General features: G+C 72.7%; 17 protein-coding genes. 8 read left to right on the top strand and 9 right to left on the bottom strand.

Annotation, left to right across the window (positions count from 1 at the left end; all coding sequences use genetic code 11):
• Positions 1 to 173 precede the first annotated feature (173 nt).
• From ATL31_RS05010 to ATL31_RS04975, 8 genes are all read right to left on the bottom strand, one after another.
• The gene (locus ATL31_RS05010) at positions 174 to 881 is read right to left on the bottom strand and encodes a type 1 glutamine amidotransferase (protein ID WP_101394809.1); all 708 of its coding nucleotides are present in this window, start codon (positions 879 to 881) and stop codon (positions 174 to 176) included.
• Positions 881 to 1,612, bottom strand: a complete 732-nt coding sequence (locus tag ATL31_RS05005) for a VIT1/CCC1 transporter family protein (RefSeq protein WP_101394808.1) — start codon at positions 1,610 to 1,612, stop codon at positions 881 to 883. Before ATL31_RS05005 ends, ATL31_RS05010 begins: the two co-directional genes overlap by 1 nt.
• The gene (locus ATL31_RS05000) at positions 1,605 to 1,913 is read right to left on the bottom strand and encodes a 4a-hydroxytetrahydrobiopterin dehydratase (RefSeq protein ID WP_101394807.1); all 309 of its coding nucleotides are present in this window, start codon (positions 1,911 to 1,913) and stop codon (positions 1,605 to 1,607) included. Before ATL31_RS05000 ends, ATL31_RS05005 begins: the two co-directional genes overlap by 8 nt.
• Positions 1,914 to 1,983: 70 nt before the next feature.
• A complete protein-coding gene (locus tag ATL31_RS04995; protein WP_101394806.1) occupies positions 1,984 to 3,180 on the bottom strand; it encodes an ABC transporter ATP-binding protein in 1,197 nt (398 codons plus the stop codon).
• Between the two features lie 4 nt (positions 3,181 to 3,184).
• Complete coding sequence (locus tag ATL31_RS04990; protein ID WP_101394805.1) at positions 3,185 to 4,195, bottom strand: ABC transporter ATP-binding protein; 1,011 nt, start codon at positions 4,193 to 4,195, stop codon at positions 3,185 to 3,187.
• A gap of 7 nt (positions 4,196 to 4,202) precedes the next feature.
• On the bottom strand, positions 4,203 to 5,174 hold the full coding sequence (locus tag ATL31_RS04985; protein ID WP_101394804.1) for an ABC transporter permease: 972 nt from the start codon (positions 5,172 to 5,174) through the stop codon (positions 4,203 to 4,205).
• Positions 5,171 to 6,178, bottom strand: coding sequence for an ABC transporter permease (locus tag ATL31_RS04980; protein WP_101394803.1), 1,008 nt, complete (start codon positions 6,176 to 6,178; stop codon positions 5,171 to 5,173). The genes ATL31_RS04985 and ATL31_RS04980 overlap by 4 nt, the downstream gene beginning before the upstream one ends.
• Before the next feature lie 111 nt (positions 6,179 to 6,289).
• Positions 6,290 to 7,960, bottom strand: a complete 1,671-nt coding sequence (locus tag ATL31_RS04975) for an ABC transporter substrate-binding protein (protein WP_101394802.1) — start codon at positions 7,958 to 7,960, stop codon at positions 6,290 to 6,292.
• A gap of 253 nt (positions 7,961 to 8,213) precedes the next feature.
• Here ATL31_RS04975 and typA point away from each other — a divergent pair, with 253 nt between their 5' ends.
• The 5 genes from typA to ATL31_RS04950 all read left to right on the top strand — a co-directional run bounded on the left by typA (position 8,214) and on the right by ATL31_RS04950 (position 15,062).
• Positions 8,214 to 10,109 carry a translational GTPase TypA gene (gene typA, locus ATL31_RS04970; protein ID WP_101394801.1) on the top strand — a complete coding sequence of 632 codons (1,896 nt, stop codon included), beginning with the start codon at positions 8,214 to 8,216 and terminating at the stop codon, positions 10,107 to 10,109.
• A 93-nt stretch (positions 10,110 to 10,202) separates the two neighbouring features.
• The gene (locus ATL31_RS04965) at positions 10,203 to 11,960 is read left to right on the top strand and encodes an ABC transporter substrate-binding protein (protein ID WP_101397269.1); all 1,758 of its coding nucleotides are present in this window, start codon (positions 10,203 to 10,205) and stop codon (positions 11,958 to 11,960) included.
• Complete coding sequence (locus ATL31_RS04960; protein WP_101394800.1) at positions 11,957 to 12,823, top strand: PIG-L family deacetylase; 867 nt, start codon at positions 11,957 to 11,959, stop codon at positions 12,821 to 12,823. The genes ATL31_RS04965 and ATL31_RS04960 overlap by 4 nt, the downstream gene beginning before the upstream one ends.
• On the top strand, positions 12,820 to 13,323 hold the full coding sequence (locus tag ATL31_RS04955; RefSeq protein ID WP_245861944.1) for a flavin reductase family protein: 504 nt from the start codon (positions 12,820 to 12,822) through the stop codon (positions 13,321 to 13,323). Before ATL31_RS04960 ends, ATL31_RS04955 begins: the two co-directional genes overlap by 4 nt.
• Entirely contained in the window at positions 13,320 to 15,062 is a 1,743-nt protein-coding gene (locus tag ATL31_RS04950) for a VanW family protein (protein WP_101394799.1), read from the top strand. Before ATL31_RS04955 ends, ATL31_RS04950 begins: the two co-directional genes overlap by 4 nt.
• Before the next feature lie 22 nt (positions 15,063 to 15,084).
• Here ATL31_RS04950 and ATL31_RS04945 read toward each other — a convergent pair whose 3' ends face one another.
• Complete coding sequence (locus ATL31_RS04945) at positions 15,085 to 16,095, bottom strand: GNAT family N-acetyltransferase (protein ID WP_143598325.1); 1,011 nt, start codon at positions 16,093 to 16,095, stop codon at positions 15,085 to 15,087.
• A 21-nt stretch (positions 16,096 to 16,116) separates the two neighbouring features.
• On the opposite strand from ATL31_RS04945, the gene fdxA reads away from it, so the two are divergent.
• From fdxA to ATL31_RS04930, 3 genes are all read left to right on the top strand, one after another.
• Positions 16,117 to 16,443 carry a ferredoxin gene (fdxA, locus tag ATL31_RS04940; protein ID WP_101394797.1) on the top strand — a complete coding sequence of 109 codons (327 nt, stop codon included), beginning with the start codon at positions 16,117 to 16,119 and terminating at the stop codon, positions 16,441 to 16,443.
• A gap of 5 nt (positions 16,444 to 16,448) precedes the next feature.
• Entirely contained in the window at positions 16,449 to 17,597 is a 1,149-nt protein-coding gene (dapC, locus tag ATL31_RS04935; protein WP_101394796.1) for a succinyldiaminopimelate transaminase, read from the top strand.
• Between the two features lie 100 nt (positions 17,598 to 17,697).
• Positions 17,698 to 18,984 (top strand): citrate synthase, encoded by a 1,287-nt coding sequence (locus tag ATL31_RS04930; protein ID WP_101394795.1) that lies wholly within the window; start codon positions 17,698 to 17,700, stop codon positions 18,982 to 18,984.
• Positions 18,985 to 19,034 lie beyond the last annotated feature (50 nt).

The following is a 19,034-nucleotide window of genomic DNA, read 5'->3' as shown; positions in this document are numbered from 1 at the left end:
CCGCGGCACCGACGCTCGAGGCCCGGCTGTGGACGACGGGGTGCGCGGCGCCCGGCTGTGGACGGCGCACAGGGTGGCTGGCGCGGCTCAGGGCGGCGGCGGTGGTGTCGGAAGGGGGGCGATCACCCCGGTTCCGGCGCCATCACACCCGCCAGCGCCCGGCCCGTCCCGGGTCAGCCCAGCTGGGCGGCGAACCGGGCCGCGAACGTCTCCCAGCTGCCACGCAGCCGGTCACGCGCGGCGGTGACACTCGCCAGCAGGGCCTCGTCGGCCGGCTCGAGCCCGTCGGGGCGCTCCCAGCGCAGCCAGGCGCCGAAGATCTCGGGGGAGGTCTCGGGGTGGAACTGCACGCTCCAGGCCCGCTCACCCAGCCGCAGGGCCTGCGGCGACCCGTCGGGCAGGCGCGCCAGGACGGTCGCGCCCGGGGGCGGGGTCCCGACCACGTCGTCGTTGAAGTGCACCGCGCCGGCACCGTCGAGCCCCGCGAGCAGCGGGTCGTCGGCCCCGTCGGGGGTGAGGGCCACCGGGACGACCCCGACGGTGCGCCCGTGCGGGTTGGGGCCGGCCGCGCCACCGAGCCCGACCGAGGCCAGCTGGTGGCCGAGGCAGACCCCGAGGGTCGGCAGGCCGCCCCGGACGGTGTCGCGCAGGAGCTCCTTCGTGTGCGTCAGCCACGGGTGGAGCGCGTCGTCGTTGGCCCCCATGGCGCCGCCGAGGACCACCAGGCCGTCGTGGTCGCCGTCGGCGAGGCGTGCCGGCACCGGCTGCCCGAGGTCGGCACGCACGACGTCGAGCTCGACACCGCCGGCCTCCCACCACTCGCCGAGCCAGCCGGCCGGGGCGTCGGGCTCGTGCTGGACCACGAGCAGGCGAGCGCCCATCAGCCGACCTGGGTGCCCACGAGGGACCCGATGCCGAACGTCACGGCCATGGCGACGATGCCGCCGGCCACCACGCGTACCGTGGCGCGCCGGGCACTGGAGTCGCCCAGGCGGGCGCTCAGCAGGCCGGTGGCCGCGAGGGCCAGCACGACGGCGACGACGGTGACGGGGACCCGCCACGCCACGGGCGGCAGCACGATGGCCAGCACCGGCAGCAGCGCACCGACGGTGAACGCGATCATCGAGGCCCAGGCGGCGTGCCACGGGTTGGTGTAGTTCTCGGGGTCGATGCCCAGCTCGGCCTCGGCGTGCGCCCCGAGGGCGTCGTGCGCGGTCAGCTGCTCGGCCACCCGGGCGGCGAGGTCGGGGGAGAGGCCCTTGCCCACGTAGATCTCGGCGAGCTCGGCGAGCTCGGCCTCGGGCTCCTCGCGCAGCTCGCGGATCTCCTTGGCGATGAGGGCCTGCTCGGAGTCGCGCTGGGTGCTGACCGACACGTACTCGCCGACGGCCATGCTGAGGGCACCGGCGGCCAGCCCGGCGAGGCCGGCCGTGAACACCGGGCCCCGCTCGGTGGTCGCGGCGGCGACGCCGATCACCAGCCCGGCGGTCGAGACGATGCCGTCGTTGGCGCCGAGCACCCCGGCGCGCAGCCAGTTGAGGCGCCCGGCGTGGGACTCCCCGTGTGGCTCGGCGTGCCCGGTGACCTCGGGGGGCGTGGTGGGCTCAGCCATCGAGGACCGCCCCCTCGGCGCGCGCGGCGGTCGAGATGCGGTGGGCGAGCTCGATGTCGAGCTGGGTCAGACCGCCGGCGTCGTGGGTCGTCAGCCGCCAGCGGGTGGTGCGCCAGCGGATGTCGATGTCGGGGTGGTGGTTCATCTGCTCGGCCTCGTCGGCCGCGGCGGTGACCAGGCGGATGGCGGCCGGGAAGTCCGGCGCCTCGATGCCCGCGACGAGGGCGTCCCCCTCGCGCGACCAGCCGGGCAGGTCGGCCAGCTGACGGGAGACCTCGTCGTCGGTGAGGAGTCGGCTCATGGCGCCATCATGAGCCACGGACAGCCGTCGTGGCACGTCAGGTGAGCCTCACCGACGCCGGCGTCCCGGGTCAGAGGCCGCCGGACTCCTCGGTGTGCCGGGCCAGGCCCTGCGCCTCGGCCACCGAGGCCGGCCCGATGGCGTCGCCGTCGTCGTCACCGCGCCAGTCCTGCACCGTGGCCGTGGGGGCCACCGCGTGCCGCTGGATCTCGCCGCTCGCGATCTGCTCGGCGAAGTGACAGGCCACCTTGTGCGTCCCGGGCATCCCCGGCAGGTCGAGGACCCGCAGCTGCGGGCGCTCCTCGTCGCAGCGGGTCTCCTGGCGCCACGGGCAGCGGGTGTGGAAGCGGCAGCCGGCCGGCGGCCGCGACGGCGAGGGCAGGTCGCCCACCAGCAGGATCTGCTCGCGGGCGTCCTCGACCTCGGGGTCGGGGACCGGGACGGCCGACAGCAGCGCCCGGGTGTACGGGTGCAGCGGCGTGGAGTAGAGGTCGTCGGCGGTGGCCTCCTCGACCAGTCCGCCGAGGTACATGACGCCGATCCGGTCGCTGATGTGCCGCACCACGGCCAGGTCGTGTGCGACGACGAGGTAGGTGAGGTCGAAGTCGTCCTGGAGCTGCTCGAGCAGGTTGATGACCTGCGCCTGCACCGACACGTCGAGGGCGCTCACCGGCTCGTCGGCCACGATCAGCTTCGGCTCGACCGCCAGCGCCCGGGCGATGCCGATGCGCTGGCGCTGCCCGCCCGAGAACTCGTGCGGGTACTTCTTCAGCGCCGCGGCCGGGAGCCCCACCGCGGCCAGCAGCTCGCGCAGGCGCCGCCCCGTGGCCTGCGGGTCCGTGGCCAGGCCGTGTGCCTTCATCCCCTCGACCAGCAGCGACTCGACCGACTGGCGCGGGTCGAGGCTGCTCATGGGGTCCTGGAAGACCATCTGGAAGTCCTTGCGGCGCTTGCGCAGCGCCTCGCCCCGGAGCGCGGCGACGTCCGTGCCGTCGACCAGGATGCTGCCCTCGGTGGGCTCCTCGAGGTTGAGGATCGCCTTGCCCAGGGTCGACTTGCCACAGCCGGACTCGCCGACCAGGCCGTAGGTCTCACCCCGTCGGATCTGCAGGTCGACGCCGTCGACCGCGTACACGTGGCCGATGACCTTGTCGAAGATCACGCCGCGCTTGATCGGGAAGTGCACCTTGACCCCACGGGCGTCGACCAGCAGGTCGCGTGCGTCGTCGTCGGGGGCGGTGGGGGCGGTCTCGGTGGTGGTGGTCATGGCGTCACCTCACGGGGTTGTGGCAGCGCAGGGCCCGGCCGGCGGACTCCTCGAGCGCCGGGGTCTGCTGGGTGCACACGTCGACGGGCTGGGAGCACCGCGGGGCGAACGCGCAGGCGTGGGTCCACGGCAGGTTGTCGGACACCGACCCCGGGATGGGCGTGAGCGGCGTGCCGCGCGCGCCGTCGAGGCGGGGGATGGAGGCCAGCAGCCCGTTGGTGTAGGGGTGGCGCGGCTGGCCGAAGAGCTCGTGACGGGTGCCGCGCTCGACGATGCGGCCGCCGTACAGGACGTTGACCTCGTCGCAGAGCCCGGCGACGACGCCGAGGTCGTGGGTGATCATCACGAGGGCGGTGCCGGTGTCGCGCACCAGCTCCTTGAGCAGGGCCAGGATCTGCGCCTGGATGGTGACGTCGAGGGCGGTGGTCGGCTCGTCGGCGATCAGCAGGCGCGGCGCGCAGGCCAGCGCCATCGCGATCAGGGCCCGCTGGCGCATCCCGCCGCTCATCTGGTGCGGGTAGTCCTTGAGCCGTCGGTCGGGGTCGGGGATGCCGACCCGCTGCAGCAGGTCGCGCGCGACCGGGGTGGCCGCCTTGCGCGACATCCCGCGGTGGCGCTCGAGCACCTCGGTGACCTGCAGGCCGACCGGGACGACCGGGTTCAGCGACGACAGCGGGTCCTGGAAGATCATCGCGATGTCGCGGCCGCGGCGGTCGCGCATCTGGTCGGTCGGCAGCCGCAGCAGGTCGGTGCCGTCGAACGTCGCGCTGCCCTCGACGGTGTTGCCGCGGGCGGGGAGCAGCCCCATGATCGCCAGCGACGTGACGGACTTGCCGCAGCCGGACTCGCCGACCAGGCCCACCGTCTGCCCGGGGCGGACGTCGAAGCTGACGCCGTCGACGGCGGTGAAAGGCTCCTCGCCCTGCCGGGTGAAGGTGACGCGCAGGTCGCGCACCGACAGCAGGGGCTCGTCGCGGCGGGTGGTGCTGCGGGGTGTGGACGCGGTGGCGGTCATCGGCGCGTCACCTCCTGGTCTTGGGGTCGAGGGCCTCGCGCAGCGACTCGCCCATCAGCGTGAACCCGAGGGCCACGATGATGATGCACACCGCGGGCAGCACGGCCAGGTGCGGGTAGTCGTAGATGAACGGCTGGGCGCGCCCGAGCATCTGGCCCCACTCGGGCTGGCGGTCGTCGGGGTTGCCGAGCCCGAGGAAGGACAGGGCCGCGGCGTCGATGATCGAGGTCGCGAGGACCAGGGTCGACTGCACGATGACCGGGCCGAGCGAGTTCGGCAGCATGTGCCGGAACACCACGGCCCGCTGGTTCACGCCCAGGGCGCGCGCGGCCAGGACGTGGTCGCTGGAACGCTGCGCCAGCATCGACCCGCGCAGCAGTCGCGCGAAGACGGGCACCTGCACGGCGGCGACGGCGATGATGACGGTGAGCTGGCTGGGCCGGCTGGCCAGGGCCGCGATGGAGAACGCCAGCAGCAGCGAGGGGATCGACAGCAGCACGTCGACGAAGCGCATGACCAGCGCGTCGACCCAGCCGCCGAAGGCACCGGCCAGGATGCCGAGCGTCATGCCGCCGGCCAGTCCGAAGAGGGTGGCGAAGACGCCGACGACCAGGGTCTGGCGGCTGCCGACCAGCAGCCGCGAGAGCAGGTCGCGCCCGGCGTCGTCGGCGCCCAGCGGGAAGCCCGCCTCGGGCCCGGGGACGGGGTTGGACTGCGGTCGGACCTTCTCGATGAGCAGGTTCGCGGCGGGGTCGTGGGGGGCGACGAACGAGGAGACCAGCGCCAGCACCACGAAGCCGACGGTGATGATCGCGCCCACCAGGAAGACCGGGTTGCGTCGTAGGCGCTGCCAGGCGCTGGCGATGAGCGAGACGCCGGGCTTCTCGTCGACGCTGCCGGCCTCCCGCACGGTGGCGGAGCCGGCCGCGAGCGCGTCGATGCGTTCCTTGCGGCGGTTCATCGGGTTGGCCGGGCTCATCGGGTCCTCACCCTCGGGTCGATCACGGCGTACGAGATGTCGACGAGCAGGTTGATGATCACGTAGATGCCGGCCGCGGCGAGGATCAGCACCTGGAGCACGGCGTAGTCGCGGCGTTCGAAGGCCACGGCCAGCGCGTCGCCGATCCCGCCGAAGCCGAAGACCCGCTCGGTGAGCACGGCGCCCGCGAGCAGGCCGCCGGTCTGGAGGCCGATGGTCGTGACCACCGGCAGCAGCGCGTTGCGCATGACGTGGCGGCCGCGGACGACCCGGGCGGTGAGGCCCTTGGACTCGGCGGTGCGCACGTAGTCCTCGCCGAGCACCTCGAGCACCGAGGCGCGGGTGATGCGGTAGATGACCGCGAAGGGGATGGTGGCGAGCGCGACCGACGGCAGCACCAGATGTTTCAGCGCGCTGGCCGAGCAGTCGAGCTCGCGGGTCAGCAGCCCGTCGAGGACGAAGAAGTTGGTGACCCGGGTGCAGCCGAGGTTGTCCTGGCGGCCCGACACGGGGAAGAGGTGGTGCTCGACCGAGAGCTGGTACTTCAGCAGGAAGGCCAGGAAGAACACGGGGACGGCGACCCCGATGAGCGAGACGATGACCAGCCCGCTGTCGAGGGGGCTGTTGGCGCGCTTGGCCGAGACGTAGCCGAGCGGGATGGCGAGGACCACGGCGATCACGAGCGCGGCGACGCTCAGCTCGACGGTGGCCGGCAGGCGGCTCAGGAAGACGTCGAAGGCGTCGGTGCCCGGCAGGACGCCGGTGGAGACCCCGAACTCGCCCTGGGCCGCCCGCTGCAGGAACTTCAGGTACTGCACCCACACCGGCTGGTCGAGCCCGAAGGCCTGGCTCAGGGCGGCGCGGGTGGCCGGGGTGGCGCGCTCACCGAGGATGGCCGAGACGGTGCCACCCGGCAGGGAGCGCAGCCACAGGAAGACCAGCAGGGACAGGATGAAGACCACCCCCACCATCTGGAGGATGCGTCTGATGATGAATCTCGCCAACGGAGGGCTCCTGGGGGTTCCGAGGGGACGGCGATGGCCGCCCCGAACCTAGTCGTTCGAGGCGGCCATCGACCATCTGTGTGCGAACGGGTGGGGGCGGACCCCCTCCGCTCACTTGCCGACCGAGACCCCGTCGAAGGTCTCCGCGGTCAGCGGGCTGGCGACCAGGCCGGTCACCTTGCCGCTGATGACCAGCGCCGGCGGGGAGTGGCTGATCGGGACACCGGGGAGGTACTCCTCGGCGATCTGCTGGTTGATCTTCTGGTACGCGGCGTCGCGCTGGCCCTCGTCGACGATCGCGTCGGCCTTCTTCAGGTCCTCCGAGAGCGTCTTGCCGAACGGCAGCACCTTGGTGTGGAAGTCGTTCTGCTCCAGGTTGCTGAAGAACGTGCCGAGGAAGTTGTCGGCGGCGTTGTAGTCACCGGTCCAGCCGAGCAGCCAGGCGTCGAACTGGCCGTTGGAGACGCCGTCGAGGTACCCGCCGTTCCAGGGCTTGCTGACGACGTCGACCTTGAAGCCGGCGGCCTCGAGGTCCTTGACGAAGGCCGCGTGGATCTTCTGCGGGTCCGGCATGTACGGACGCGAGACCTCGGTGGGGAACGCGAACTGCAGCGTCATCCCGGTGGCCCCGGCCGCGGCCAGGAGCGACTTCGCCTTGGCCGGGTCGTACGGGTAGGGCTTGAGGTCCTTGTTGTAGCCCGAGACGGTCTCGGGCATGAACTGCGAGGCCACGGTGGCGCCCTCGGGCAGCTGGGTCTTGACCATCTGGTCGCGGTTGAGGGCGTAGGCGATGGCCTGGCGGACGCGCAGGTCCTTCAGCTTGGGGTTCTTCTCCGGGTTCAGCCCCATGTAGAGGATGTTGAACGCGGGGCGGACCAGGACCTTGTTGCCGGCGTCCTCGAGACCCTTCCAGTCGACCGGGTTCGGCAGGTCGTAGCCGTCGATCGAACCGGCCTGCAGCTCCTGCCGGCGGGTGCTCTCGTCGGGGATGATCTTGAAGACGAGCTTGGCGGTCTTGGGCTTGTCGCCGTAGTAGGCGTCGTTGGCGACCAGCGTCACCGTCTTGTTGGCCTCGTCGTACTTGTCGAGCTTGTAGGGCCCGATGCCGACGGGGGCCTTCGAGTAGGCCGGGTAGGTGAAGCCCTCACCCTGGGCCTGGACGTTGTTGGCGTCGCCCGCCTTGAGCGCGGTGGGGGACTGCATCGAGAACGAGTCGAGCGACAGGATCGTCGGGAAGCTCGAGGTCGACCGGGTGATGTCGATGACCGCGGTGTTCTCGTCCTTGGCCTCGCACGACTTGTAGAGCGAGTCGGCCGGCTTGTCGCTGAACGAGCCGAAGAAGTAGGTCCAGTACTCGGCGGCCTGCTGGCCGGCGCCCTTCTGCTCGAACATGCGCTGCATGTTGTAGCAGACGGCCTCGGCGTTGAACGGGGTGCCGTCGGAGAACTTCACGCCCTGGCGGAGCTTGAAGGTCCAGGACAGGCCGTCGTCGGAGGGGGTCCAGCTCTCGGCCAGCTCGGGCTGGATGTCGGCGGTGCCGGGCTTGACGCCGAGCAGGCCCGAGTGGATCTGGCGGGTGACGCGGAAGGTCTCGCCGTCCGTGGCGTACAGCGGGTCGAACAGCTTGGGGGCCCCGGCCGCGCCGAAGGTGAAGGTGTCCTTGGTGCTGCTCGTGCCGCCGCTGCCGGTGCCGCCGGAGTCGCGCTCCGACTGGGCGCACGCCGTCATGCTCATGGCGGCCACCGTCAACAGGACGAGGGGCGCCGTGCGCTTGAGTGTCATCAGAGTGAACCTCGCTTGGGTGGGCGAATCGCTCGGCCCGGCCGGGTCGGCCGGACGAGACCCGCGCAAGGAACATGCCGTCCCGTCCGCGGTTTCGCAGACCCTAGTGGCAAATCCGCGCGCTGCACCCGTCCGCCACCAGTGGTTATCCAAGTGAGACCGAACGCCGCCGCAGACCTTGCGGGGGCGGGGGCCGCCGGCCGCCGGGGCGGCCCGATTCGGTCGGGAGCGCCATCACTGAGAGACTGGGTCCATGTCTCTCTCACGCCGCGACGACCTTCGTAACGTCGCCATCGTCGCGCACGTCGACCACGGAAAGACCACTCTGGTCGACAAGATGCTCTGGCAGTCGGGGGCGTTCGGCGAGCACGAGCACATCGCCGACCGCGCCATGGACAGCGGTGACCTCGAGCGCGAGAAGGGCATCACCATCCTCGCGAAGAACACCGCCGTGCACTACTCGGGCAAGGCCGCGATCGACGCCGGCGTGGCCGACGGCATGACGATCAACATCATCGACACCCCCGGTCACGCCGACTTCGGCGGCGAGGTCGAGCGCGGCCTGTCGATGGTCGACGGCGTCGTGCTGCTGGTCGACGCCAGCGAGGGCCCGCTGCCGCAGACCCGTTTCGTGCTGCGCAAGGCGCTCGCCCTGAAGATGCCCGTCGTGCTGTGCATCAACAAGGTCGACCGCCCCGACGCCCGCATCGCCGAGGTCGTCGACGAGGTCTACGAGCTCTTCATGGACCTCATGGTCGACGCCGAGCACCACCAGGACCAGCTCGAGTTCCCCATCGTCTACGCCTCCGCCAAGGCCGGCCGCGCCTCGATGACCCGCCCCGCCGACGGCGGCATGCCCGACGGTGACGACCTCGAGCCGCTGTTCCGCACCATCATCGAGACCATCCCGGCGCCGTCGTACGACCCCGAGGCCCCCCTCCAGGCGCACGTCACCAACCTCGACGCCTCGAACTTCCTGGGCCGCCTGGCCCTGCTGCGCGTGCACAACGGCACCATCCGCAAGGGTCAGACCGTCGCCTGGTGCCGCCGCGACGGCTCGATCTCCCCGGTGAAGATCACCGAGCTGCTGATGACCGAGGCGCTCGAGCGCCGCCCCGCCGAGCAGGCCGGGCCCGGCGACATCATCGCCGTCGCGGGCATCCCCGAGATCACCATCGGCGAGACCCTGGCCGACGCCGACGACCCGCGCCCCCTGCCGCTCATCACGGTCGACGAGCCCGCCATCTCGATGACCATCGGCATCAACACCAGCCCGATGGCCGGCCGGGTCAAGGGCGCCAAGGTCACCGCGCGCCTGGTCAAGGACCGCCTCGACCGCGAGCTCGTCGGCAACGTCTCGATGCGCGTGCTGCCCACCGAGCGTCCCGACGCCTGGGAGGTCCAGGGCCGCGGTGAGCTCGCGCTCGCCATCCTGGTCGAGCAGATGCGGCGCGAGGGCTACGAGCTCACGGTCGGCAAGCCCGTGGTCGTGACCCGCGAGGTCGACGGCAAGATCCACGAGCCGGTCGAGCGCGTCACCATCGACACCCCCGAGGAGTACCTCGGCGCCATCACCCAGCTGCTCGCGGCGCGCAAGGGCCGCATGGAGCAGATGACCAACCACGGCACCGGCTGGGTCCGGATGGAGTACCTGGTCCCGTCGCGTGGGCTCATCGGCTTCCGCACCCAGTTCCTCACCGACACCCGTGGCACCGGCATCGCGAACCACGTGTTCGAGGGCTACGAGCCCTGGCTCGGAGACATCTCGACCCGCATCAGCGGCAGCCTGGTGTCCGACCGCTCGGGCGCGGCCACCGCGTACGCCATGGCCAACCTCCAGGAGCGCGGGACGCTCTTCATCCCGCCGACCACCGAGGTCTACGAGGGGATGATCGTCGGCGAGAACTCGCGCGTCGACGACATGGACGTCAACATCACCAAGGAGAAGAAGCTCACCAACGTGCGCTCCGCCGGTGCCGACGTCCTCGAGCGCCTCGCCCCCCCGCGGGCCCTCTCGCTCGAGCAGTCGCTGGAGTTCTGCCGCGAGGACGAGTGCGTCGAGGTCACCCCTGAGGCGGTGCGCATCCGGAAGGTCGAGCTCGACCAGACCCTGCGCGCCCGGGCGGCGGCGCGGGCCAGGAGGAGCTGACGCGTCGTGCCGGCGGAGCACATCGACCCCACCCCGACCCCCAGCCGCGCGGAGCGCCGGCGCACCCGGCGTCGGCCACGCCCGTGGCCTGCCATGCTGCTCGCCGCCCTGGTCGTCGTGGCCCTGGCCGTGGGCGGGGCCCTCTGGGCCGGCAACCGCGGTCCCACGGCCTCGCCCGAGACCCGGCCCAGCTCGGCGGTCGGTGACCGGGTCGACACCCGTGGCGGCGCCGTGCACGCCCTGTCGCTCGGGCCGGTCGCCACGTGGGACCCGCAGCGGATGGCCTCCCGCTCCGACATGGCCTTCGCCGGCCGGGTCTTCGCCCGCACCCTGACGGCCTACGCACCGAGCACCGACCCCGCGCGGCAGGCCCGGCTGGTCTCCGACCTCGCCACCGACGTCGGCACGCCGTCGCAGGACCTGCGCACCTGGACCTTCACGCTCCGCGACGACGTCACGTGGCAGGACGGCAGCCCCGTGACCTGCGAGGACGTCGCCTACGGCATCTCGCGGACCTTCGCCGTGGACGCCGTCAAGGGCGGCCCGAGCGACGCCCTGGCCGTGCTGGCCGTGCCGCGCAACGCCGACGGCTCCAGCGTCTACGCCGGCCCCTACGCCAAGGGCGCCAAGGCCGCGGCCGGCCAGGCGGCGTTCGACAAGGCCGTCGCCTGCGCGGGCCGGAAGCTGACCTTCTCGCTGAGCATGGCGGTGGGCGACTTCAACGAGATGCTCACCCAGCCCGCCTTCGGGCCGGTGAAGGCCTCGGTCGACCGCGGCGTCAAGGGGACCTACGACGTCTTCTCGTCCGGTCCCTACATGCTGCGCGGTACCTGGGAGCCCGGGCGCGGAGGGACCTTCGTCCGCAACCCGCACTGGACCGCGAGCAGCGACCCGATCCGCAAGGCCTACCCCGACGAGATCCGCTACCAGGAGGGCCTCACGACCCAGACGGTGGCGCAGCAGATCATGGCCGACAACGACAGCGGGCGGGTGTCGGTGTCGCTCGGCTCCGCACCCCCGGCCATCCAGCAGCACATCACCGCCGTGCAGAGCCTCGAGGAGCGCTCGCTCAACCCGCGCACCGGGGTCGTCGACTACCTCGTCCCCAACACCCGCAGCCCTGCCTTCAAGGACCCCCTGGTCCGCCAGGCCCTCGCGGCGGCCACCAACCGCGACGCCTACGTGACCGCCATCGGCGGCGCCACGGCGGCCGACCCCTCGCTCTCGCTGCTGCCGGCCGCGGTGCCCGCGCACCACGGCGACGACCCGGTCGGCGCCGGCACCCGGGGCGACGCAGCGCGGGCGAAGGCGCTGCTCGCCAAGGCGGGGGTCACGACCCCGGTGGCCTTCACGGTCGCGTACCGCTCCGACCCCACGTCCGACAAGGCGATCGCGGCCCTGGTCGCGGGGTGGCGCCAGGCGGGCTTCGCGCCCACGACCAAGCCCATCGCCGACGACTACTTCTCGACCATCTCCGACCCGGCGGCCGCGGCCGGCATCGACCTGTTCTGGTCGAACTGGGCCCCCGCCTGGGCCTCCGCCTCGACCATCCTCCCGCCGCTGTTCGACAGCTCCATCAACATCACCGCCGCCGGGCCGGGTCGCGACTACGGCTACTTCGCCGACCCCGACATCAACACCCTGATGGCCAAGGCCGGTGCCATGGTCGACCGCGGGGAGCGCGAGAAGGCCTGGGGCGAGGTCGACCGGCAGCTGCTGGCCCAGGGCGCCTACATCGGCCTGGCCGAGCGGCGGGCGCTGTACATCGCGGGGTCCGGGGTGCGCAACCTGTCGGCCAACGCGGTGCTCGGCGGCGTCGTCGAGTTCGCGGACATCGCGGTCACCCCGTGAGGGGTCTCCTCGACGGTCTCGTCAGCGCCGGGACCCCCGCGCGGCTCCTCTTCGTGCACGCCCACCCCGACGACGAGACCCTGACCACCGGTGTCGCCCTGGCGCACCACGTGGCGCGCGGCGACGACGTGCACGTCCTGACCTGCACCCTGGGCGAGGAGGGCGAGGTCATCCCGCCCGCGCTGGCCCACCTCGAGGGCGACGGCCCCGCCCTGGCGGCCCATCGCCGCGGTGAGCTGGCGGCGGCCGTCGCCGCGCTCGGGGTCACCCACCACCTGCTGGGCGCAGCCGGCCCGCACGACGCCCCCGCCTTCCGCGACTCCGGCATGGCCGGTTCCGCCGCCGCGGCCGACCCGCGCGCCTTCGCCGGGGTCCCCCTGGCGGTCGCGGCCGAGGCCGTCGGCGCGGTCCTCGACGCGGTCGACCCCCACGTCGTCGTCACCTACGACGCCGGCGGCGGCTACGGGCATCCCGACCACGTGCGCACCCATGAGGCCACCCGGCTCGCGGCCGCGAGCCGGGGCGTGCCCGTGCTCGGGGTCCTGGTGCCGCTGTCGTGGGCCACGCAGGACCGCGAGTGGCTGGCCCGCTCCGTGCCCGAGGGCGAGGGCTGGGTGCTGCCCACCGCCGAGCACGCCTACGCGGCCAACGTCGTGCCCGACGAGGTCGCGACCCGCGCCGTGGTCGACCCGTCGGTGGTCCCGGTGCAGGAGGGCGCCCTGCGCGCCCACGCCACCCAGGTCGTGCTCGGCGCCGGCTGGTACGCCCTCTCGAACCACCACGTGTTCCGGCTCGCCGGGCGCGAGGCCTACGCCCTGCTCGACCCCGACACGGGGCGGCCCCTGCCCGAAGGACGACCGTGACCGACTCCGACCCCGCGCTCGACCCCAGCCTCTTCCGTCAGGCGATGGGCCGCCTGGTGCAGGGCGTCAGCGTCCTGACCACGCGGTACGAGGGCCACGACCACGCGATGACGGCCGACACCGTCACGTCGGTCTCGCTCGAGCCGCTCCTCGTGCTGGCCTGCGTCGAGACCGAGAGCCGCTGGCACGACGCCGTCCTGGAGTGCGGGGTCTGGGGGGTCTCGGTGCTCTCGGCCGACCAGCGCGCCCTGTCGGAGTGGTTCGCGACCCGGGGCCGCCCCCTGCACGGCCAGCTCGACCGCACGCCCTTCCACCGGGGTGCGCGCACCGGCGTCGCGCTGCTCGACGGGGCCATGACTCACCTCGAGGTCCGCACCACCTCCACGCTGGAGGCCGGTGACCATGTCATCGTCGTGGGTGAGGTCCTCGGGCTGGGCCTCCCCGACACCGTCGGGCCCGCCCTCGTCCACTACCGCGGCCGCTACGGGAGCATCGAATGACCGACCTGCTCGAGCACGCACGCTGGGAGGAGCCCAGCTGGGAGGAGCGTGCCCCGGGCCCGCGCCGCTGGCCCCGGGTCCTCCTGGGGGTGCTGCTCGCGCTGGGCCTGGTCTACCTCGCCGCCGCGTGGTGGCTGGGTGACCGCATCCCGCGGGGTACCACCGTGGCCGGCGTGCCGGTCGGCGGCCAGGACGCCGGCGAGGCCGGAGCCACGCTGGGCCGCGCCCTCGCGGGCGCCGACACCACCCCGCTGACGCTGACCTCGCGGGTCGGCAGCGCCCGGCTCGACGCGAGCGCGGCGGGCCTGTCGGTCGACGTCCCGGCCACCGTCCGGGACCTCACCGGCTTCAGCCTCGCCCCGACGGACCTGTGGCACCACCTCGTGGGCGGGACCGCGCAGCCGGCGGTGGTGCGGGTCGACGAGGCGGCGTTCGTGAAGGCCGTCGAGGGCGTCCGCGAGCGCCTCGACGCGGCCCCGAAGGAGGGCTCGCTGTCGCTGGCCGGCGGCACCGTCGCGTACGTGGCACCGACCCCCGGGGTCGTCACCGACGTGCAGGGCACCATGGCCGCGGTCCGCCGCTGGTGGCCCGGGCAGGACGGGGTCGAGGTCGTGGCGGCCACGACGCCGGCCAAGGTCTCGGCCTCCGAGCTCGAGCGGGTCCGCGACGAGTTCGGCCGCGTCGCGGTCTCGGCACCGGTCACGGTGGAGGCCGGTGACCGCTCCTTCCGCATCTCCACGGCCAACCTCGCCACCGCCATCGTGCTCACCCCCGACGCCGACGGCACCATCACCCCGCGCGCCGACGACGCCAAGCTCCGCGCCGTGGTGCACAAGGGCGCGCTGGCCGCGAAGCTCGAGGCACCGGCCCAGGACGCCGTCGTCACCTTCCGCGGCCTGACCCCCACCGTGACCCCGCAGGTCGTGGGGGTCGCGCTCGACGACGCGGCCATCTCGCGCGAGGTCTGGAAGGCGATCACGAGCGCCGACGACCGCACCGCCACCATCCCCACCCGCCAGGTCCAGCCCGCGTTCACCACCGCGGCCGCGACAGCCAGCCTGCCCACCGGGGTCATCTCGACCTTCACGACGAAGTTCCCCTGCTGCCAGGCGCGGGTCAAGAACATCCAGCGCGGCGCGTCGGTGGTCGACGGTACCTACGTCCGGCCGGGCGAGCAGTTCAGCCTCAACGCGGTGCTCGGCGACACCACCACCGCCGAGAGCGGCTACGTCCAGGCGGGCATCATCCGCTACGGCCGGGCCGCCATGTCCTACGGCGGTGGGCTCTCGCAGGTGTCGACCACGGTCTTCAACGCCGCCTTCTTCGCGGGCATGCGGCTCGACGAGTGGACGCCGCACAGCTACTGGATCTCGCGCTACCCCGAGGGTCGGGAGGCGACGATCTCCTACCCGGACCTGCAGCACAAGTGGACGAACACGACCCAGGGCGGCGTGCTCGTCAAGGCCACCACCACGGGCACGTCCATCACCGTCACGTTCTACGGCCGCAAGACCTACGACGTCACGGCCACCAAGAGTGCCCGGTACGACATCACCAAGCCCGAGGTGATCGTCGACGACAGCCCGGACTGCCTGCCGCAGAACCCGGTCGACGGTTTCACCGTCGACGTGGGCCGGATCATGAAGCAGAACGGCAAGGTCGTGAAGCGCGAGACCTTCACGACGAAGTACGTGCCCGAGGACGACGTCACCTGCACCAACCCGAAACCGGTGTCCTGACGCCGGGCCGGCCGAGGGCCCGTCAGGCGCGCCGCAGGGTCACGTAGTCGTGGTGCGGGCGGAAGCCGTGCGCGCCGTAGGTGGCCAGGGCGGGCACGTTGTCGGTGTCGGTCTGCAGATGCAGCGAACGCACCCCCCGCCCGGCCGCCTCGCGCGCCAGCGTGCCTAGCACGGCCGAGGCCAGCCCCCGCCGGCGGGCCGACGGCGCCACCCACATGGCCCCGATGCCGCCCCAGGCGGCCGCCACCCCGAGTCGCCCGATGGCGACGACCGCGCCCGAGGCGTCGCGCACGCGGGCGAAGACCTGGTCGGGCGAACCGGTGAGGACGCCCTCGGCCGCGCGGCGCGGGGCCTCCCGGTAGGCCGAGAAGGCCGCGAACCAGTCGTCGTCGAGGGCGGTCGAGCACTGCACCTCGGTGCCGGCCGTCGCATCGGCCGTGGAGGCGCAGACCGCCGTGACCGCGGCGGTGAGCGTGCGCGTCGGGACCCGGGGGAGGTGGCCGCGTTCGAGCAGCAGGGCGCCGAGCGGGTCCTGCGTGACGTCGAGCCCGACGGGGCCGGCCACCGTGACGGCCGACGGCAGCCCGCGCGCGGTGTACCAGGCCCGGACCCGGTCGAGCGCGGCGTCGAGGGGGAGCCCCGGGTCGCCGGCCGTCATCACCGAGTTGGCCCGTCCGGTGAAGCCCTCGGCCGCCCGCAGCAGCCAGTCGCCGAGGTGCTCGGTCTCGGTGGCGGGCCAGGCCCCCACCATCACGCGCTGGAGGTCGTCGACCGACAGGGCGAGGTGCGGGGCGCCGCGGCGCGCCGGCGCCGGAGGCACCTCCTTCAGGGCCGTGACGTCGGCCGAGGCGACCTCGACCACGCCCCGGCGGGTGCGCACCACGAGGTGGCGGGGGTCGGCGTGGACCAGGTCGCCGACGACGTCGGTGAGGGTCGCCCCCGTGCGGGGGTCGGGCACCGGGAGGCGGTGGCGGACCACCACCCTCGACCCGAGGGGCGGAACCCCCGCGAGCCCGTGCTCCGGCGTCTGCATGGCGTGAATAGTATGAGCGGCATGACGTACGTGATCGCGCAGCCCTGTGTGGACCTCAAGGACAAGGCCTGCATCGAGGAGTGCCCCGTGGACTGCATCTACGAGGGCGAGCGCAGCCTGTACATCCACCCCGACGAGTGCGTCGACTGCGGCGCCTGCGAGCCGGTCTGCCCGGTCGAGGCCATCTACTACGAGGACGACGTCCCCGAGCAGTGGGCCGAGTACTACAAGGCCAACGTCGAGTTCTTCGACGACCTGGGCAGCCCCGGCGGGGCGGCGAAGCTCGGGGTCATCCCCAAGGACCACCCGATCATCGCCGACCTGCCCCCGCAGGAGCACGCCGAGTGACGTAGGTGCTCACCCTTCCCGACTTCCCCTGGGACTCCCTCGCCGCCGCCAAGGAGCGCGCCCGCGCGTTCTCCGACCCCTCGCTGGGGGAGGGTGCCGGCACCGGGCTGGTCGACCTGTCGGTCGGCACCCCCGTCGACCCCACCCCGTCCCTGGTCCGCCAGGCGCTCGCGGAGGCCGCCGACGCCCCCGGCTACCCGCAGACGTACGGCACGGCCGACCTGCGCGAGGCGGTGGCGGCCTGGTTCGCCCGCCGGCGCGGCGTGCCCGACCTCGACCCGGCGGGGGTGCTGCCCACCATCGGCTCCAAGGAGCTGGTCGCCTGGCTGCCCACCCTGATGGGGCTGGGCCCGGGCGACGTCGTGGCCTTCCCGCGGGTGGCCTACCCCACGTACGACGTGGGGGCCCGGCTGGCGGGGGCCGTGCCGATGGCGGTCGACGGTCTCACCGCCCTCGGCCCCCTCACCCCGGCAACGACCCCGAAGCTGTTGTGGCTCAACACCCCCGGTAACCCCACCGGCCAGGTGCTGGGCGTCGAGCATCTCGCGAAGGTCGTGGCCTGGGCCCGCCAGCACGGCGTCGTGGTGGCCTCCGACGAGTGCTACGCCGAGCTCGACTGGCGCGAGCGCGACCCCGGCTCCACCGAGCCGCCGACGACCCCGTCGGTCCTCGACCCCCGGGTCTGCGGCGGCTCGCACGAGGGGGTGCTGGCGGTCTACTCCCTCTCGAAGCAGTCGAACCTGGCCGGCTACCGCGCCGCCGTCGTGGCCGGCGACCCCGCCCTGGTCGCACGGCTGCTCGAGGTCCGCAAGCACGCCGGGATGATCGTGCCGTGGCCGGTGCAACGGGCGCTGGTGGCCGCGCTCGGCGACAGCCGCCACGTGGAGGAGCAGAAGGCGCGCTACGCCGCCCGCCGGGCGCTGCTCCGCCCGGCGGTCGAGGGCTTCGGCCTGCGGGTCGAGCACTCCGAGGCGGGGCTGTACCTCTGGGCCACCGCCGACGAGGACTCCCGCGCCACCCTCGACCGGCTGGCGGCGCGCGGCATCCTGGTGGCGCCGGGTGACTTCTACGGCGCCGCCGGCCGCCGGCACGTGCGCATCGCGCTCACCGCCACGGACGAGCGGGTGGCGGCCGCCGCCCGTCGTCTGACCTGACCCTCCGGTCACGCGGACCGTCCCCGGATTCCGTAGGCCGCGTACGGGCGGGTAGGGTCGAAATGAAGCCCGAACCCGACGACCCGCGAAGGATCGCGACATGACCGACGGAGCAACCCTCCACGCTGCGGGCAAGCAGCTCGACCTCCCCCTCGTGCCCGCCACCGAGGGCAACAGCGGCTACGACATCTCGCCGCTGCTCAAGGAGACCGGCAACGTCACCCTCGATGCCGGCTTCACCAACACGGCCAGCACCACCAGCGCCATCACCTACATCGACGGCGACGCGGGCATCCTGCGCTACCGGGGGTACCCGATCGAGCAGCTGGCCAAGAGCTCGACCTTCCTCGAGACCTCCTACCTCCTCATCTACGGCGAGCTCCCCACCGCGGTCGAGCTCGCCGGCTTCGAGGACCGGGTCCGCGAGCACACGATGCTGCACGAGGACCTCAAGGGCTTCTTCCAGGGCTTCCCGCGCGACGCGCACCCGATGCCGGTGCTCTCCTCGGCCGTCTCGGCGCTGTCGACCTTCTACCAGGACAGCCTCGACCCGTTCGACAAGGAGCAGGTCGAGATCTCGACCATCCGCCTCCTCGCGAAGCTGCCGACCATCGCGGCGTACGCGTACAAGAAGTCCATCGGGCAGCCCTTCCTCTACCCCGACAACGACCTGTCGCTGGTCGAGAACTTCCTGCGGATGACCTTCGGCGTGCCCGCCACCCGCTACGAGATCGACCCCGACATCGTCAAGGCCGTCGAGCTCCTGCTGGTGCTGCACGCCGACCACGAGCAGAACTGCTCCACCTCCACGGTGCGGCTCGTCGGCTCCTCGCACGCCAACCTCTTCGCCTCGGTCTCGGCCGGCATCAACGCCCTGTTCGGCCCGCTGCACGGCGGCGCCAACCAGGCCGTACTCGAGATGCTCGAGCGCATCAACGGCGCCGAGTACACCGCCGAGGAGTTCATGACCAAGGTCAAGAACAAGGAGGACGGCGTCCGGCTCATGGGCTTCGGCCACCGGGTCTACAAGAACTACGACCCGCGCGCGGCCATCATCAAGGACACCGCCCACGAGATCCTCAGCAAGACCTCCGGCGGTGACGAGCTGCTCGAGGTCGCGATGCGCCTCGAGGAGATCGCGCTCGCCGACGACTGCTTCGTCGAGCGCAAGCTATACCCGAACGTCGACTTCTACACCGGCCTCATCTACAAGTCGATGGGCTTCCCGACGCGGATGTTCACCGTCCTGTTCGCCCTGGGCCGCCTCCCCGGCTGGATCGCCCAGTGGCGCGAGATGATCGAGGACCCGGCCACCAAGATCGGCCGTCCCCGCCAGGTGTACATCGGTGAGGGCGAGCGCGACTACATCGCCCTCGACCAGCGCTGACCCCGGCGCTCCGCGCGACGACGAGGCCCGACCCCCAGCGGGGTCGGGCC

The organism is Phycicoccus duodecadis, from assembly GCF_002846495.1.
Lineage (GTDB): Bacteria > Actinomycetota > Actinomycetes > Actinomycetales > Dermatophilaceae > Phycicoccus > Phycicoccus duodecadis.
The sequence above is the reverse complement of the archived record's forward strand: the minus strand, read 5'-3'. Positions and strand labels throughout refer to the sequence as shown.

Excerpts from the sequence above, each read along its gene's own strand:
- ATL31_RS05010 (WP_101394809.1), bottom strand. The coding sequence starts at position 881 with ATGGGCGCTCGCCTGCTCGTGGTCCAGCACGAGCCCGACGCCCCGGCC.
- ATL31_RS05005 (WP_101394808.1), bottom strand. The coding sequence starts at position 1,612 with ATGGCTGAGCCCACCACGCCCCCCGAGGTCACCGGGCACGCCGAGCCA.
- ATL31_RS05000 (WP_101394807.1), bottom strand. The coding sequence starts at position 1,913 with ATGAGCCGACTCCTCACCGACGACGAGGTCTCCCGTCAGCTGGCCGAC.
- ATL31_RS04995 (WP_101394806.1), bottom strand. The coding sequence starts at position 3,180 with ATGACCACCACCACCGAGACCGCCCCCACCGCCCCCGACGACGACGCA.
- ATL31_RS04990 (WP_101394805.1), bottom strand. The coding sequence starts at position 4,195 with ATGACCGCCACCGCGTCCACACCCCGCAGCACCACCCGCCGCGACGAG.
- ATL31_RS04985 (WP_101394804.1), bottom strand. The coding sequence starts at position 5,174 with ATGAGCCCGGCCAACCCGATGAACCGCCGCAAGGAACGCATCGACGCG.
- ATL31_RS04975 (WP_101394802.1), bottom strand. The coding sequence starts at position 7,960 with ATGACACTCAAGCGCACGGCGCCCCTCGTCCTGTTGACGGTGGCCGCC.
- typA (WP_101394801.1), top strand. The coding sequence starts at position 8,214 with ATGTCTCTCTCACGCCGCGACGACCTTCGTAACGTCGCCATCGTCGCG.
- ATL31_RS04965 (WP_101397269.1), top strand. The coding sequence starts at position 10,203 with ATGCTGCTCGCCGCCCTGGTCGTCGTGGCCCTGGCCGTGGGCGGGGCC.
- ATL31_RS04950 (WP_101394799.1), top strand. The coding sequence starts at position 13,320 with ATGACCGACCTGCTCGAGCACGCACGCTGGGAGGAGCCCAGCTGGGAG.
- ATL31_RS04945 (WP_143598325.1), bottom strand. The coding sequence starts at position 16,095 with ATGCAGACGCCGGAGCACGGGCTCGCGGGGGTTCCGCCCCTCGGGTCG.
- fdxA (WP_101394797.1), top strand. The coding sequence starts at position 16,117 with ATGACGTACGTGATCGCGCAGCCCTGTGTGGACCTCAAGGACAAGGCC.
- ATL31_RS04930 (WP_101394795.1), top strand. The coding sequence starts at position 17,698 with ATGACCGACGGAGCAACCCTCCACGCTGCGGGCAAGCAGCTCGACCTC.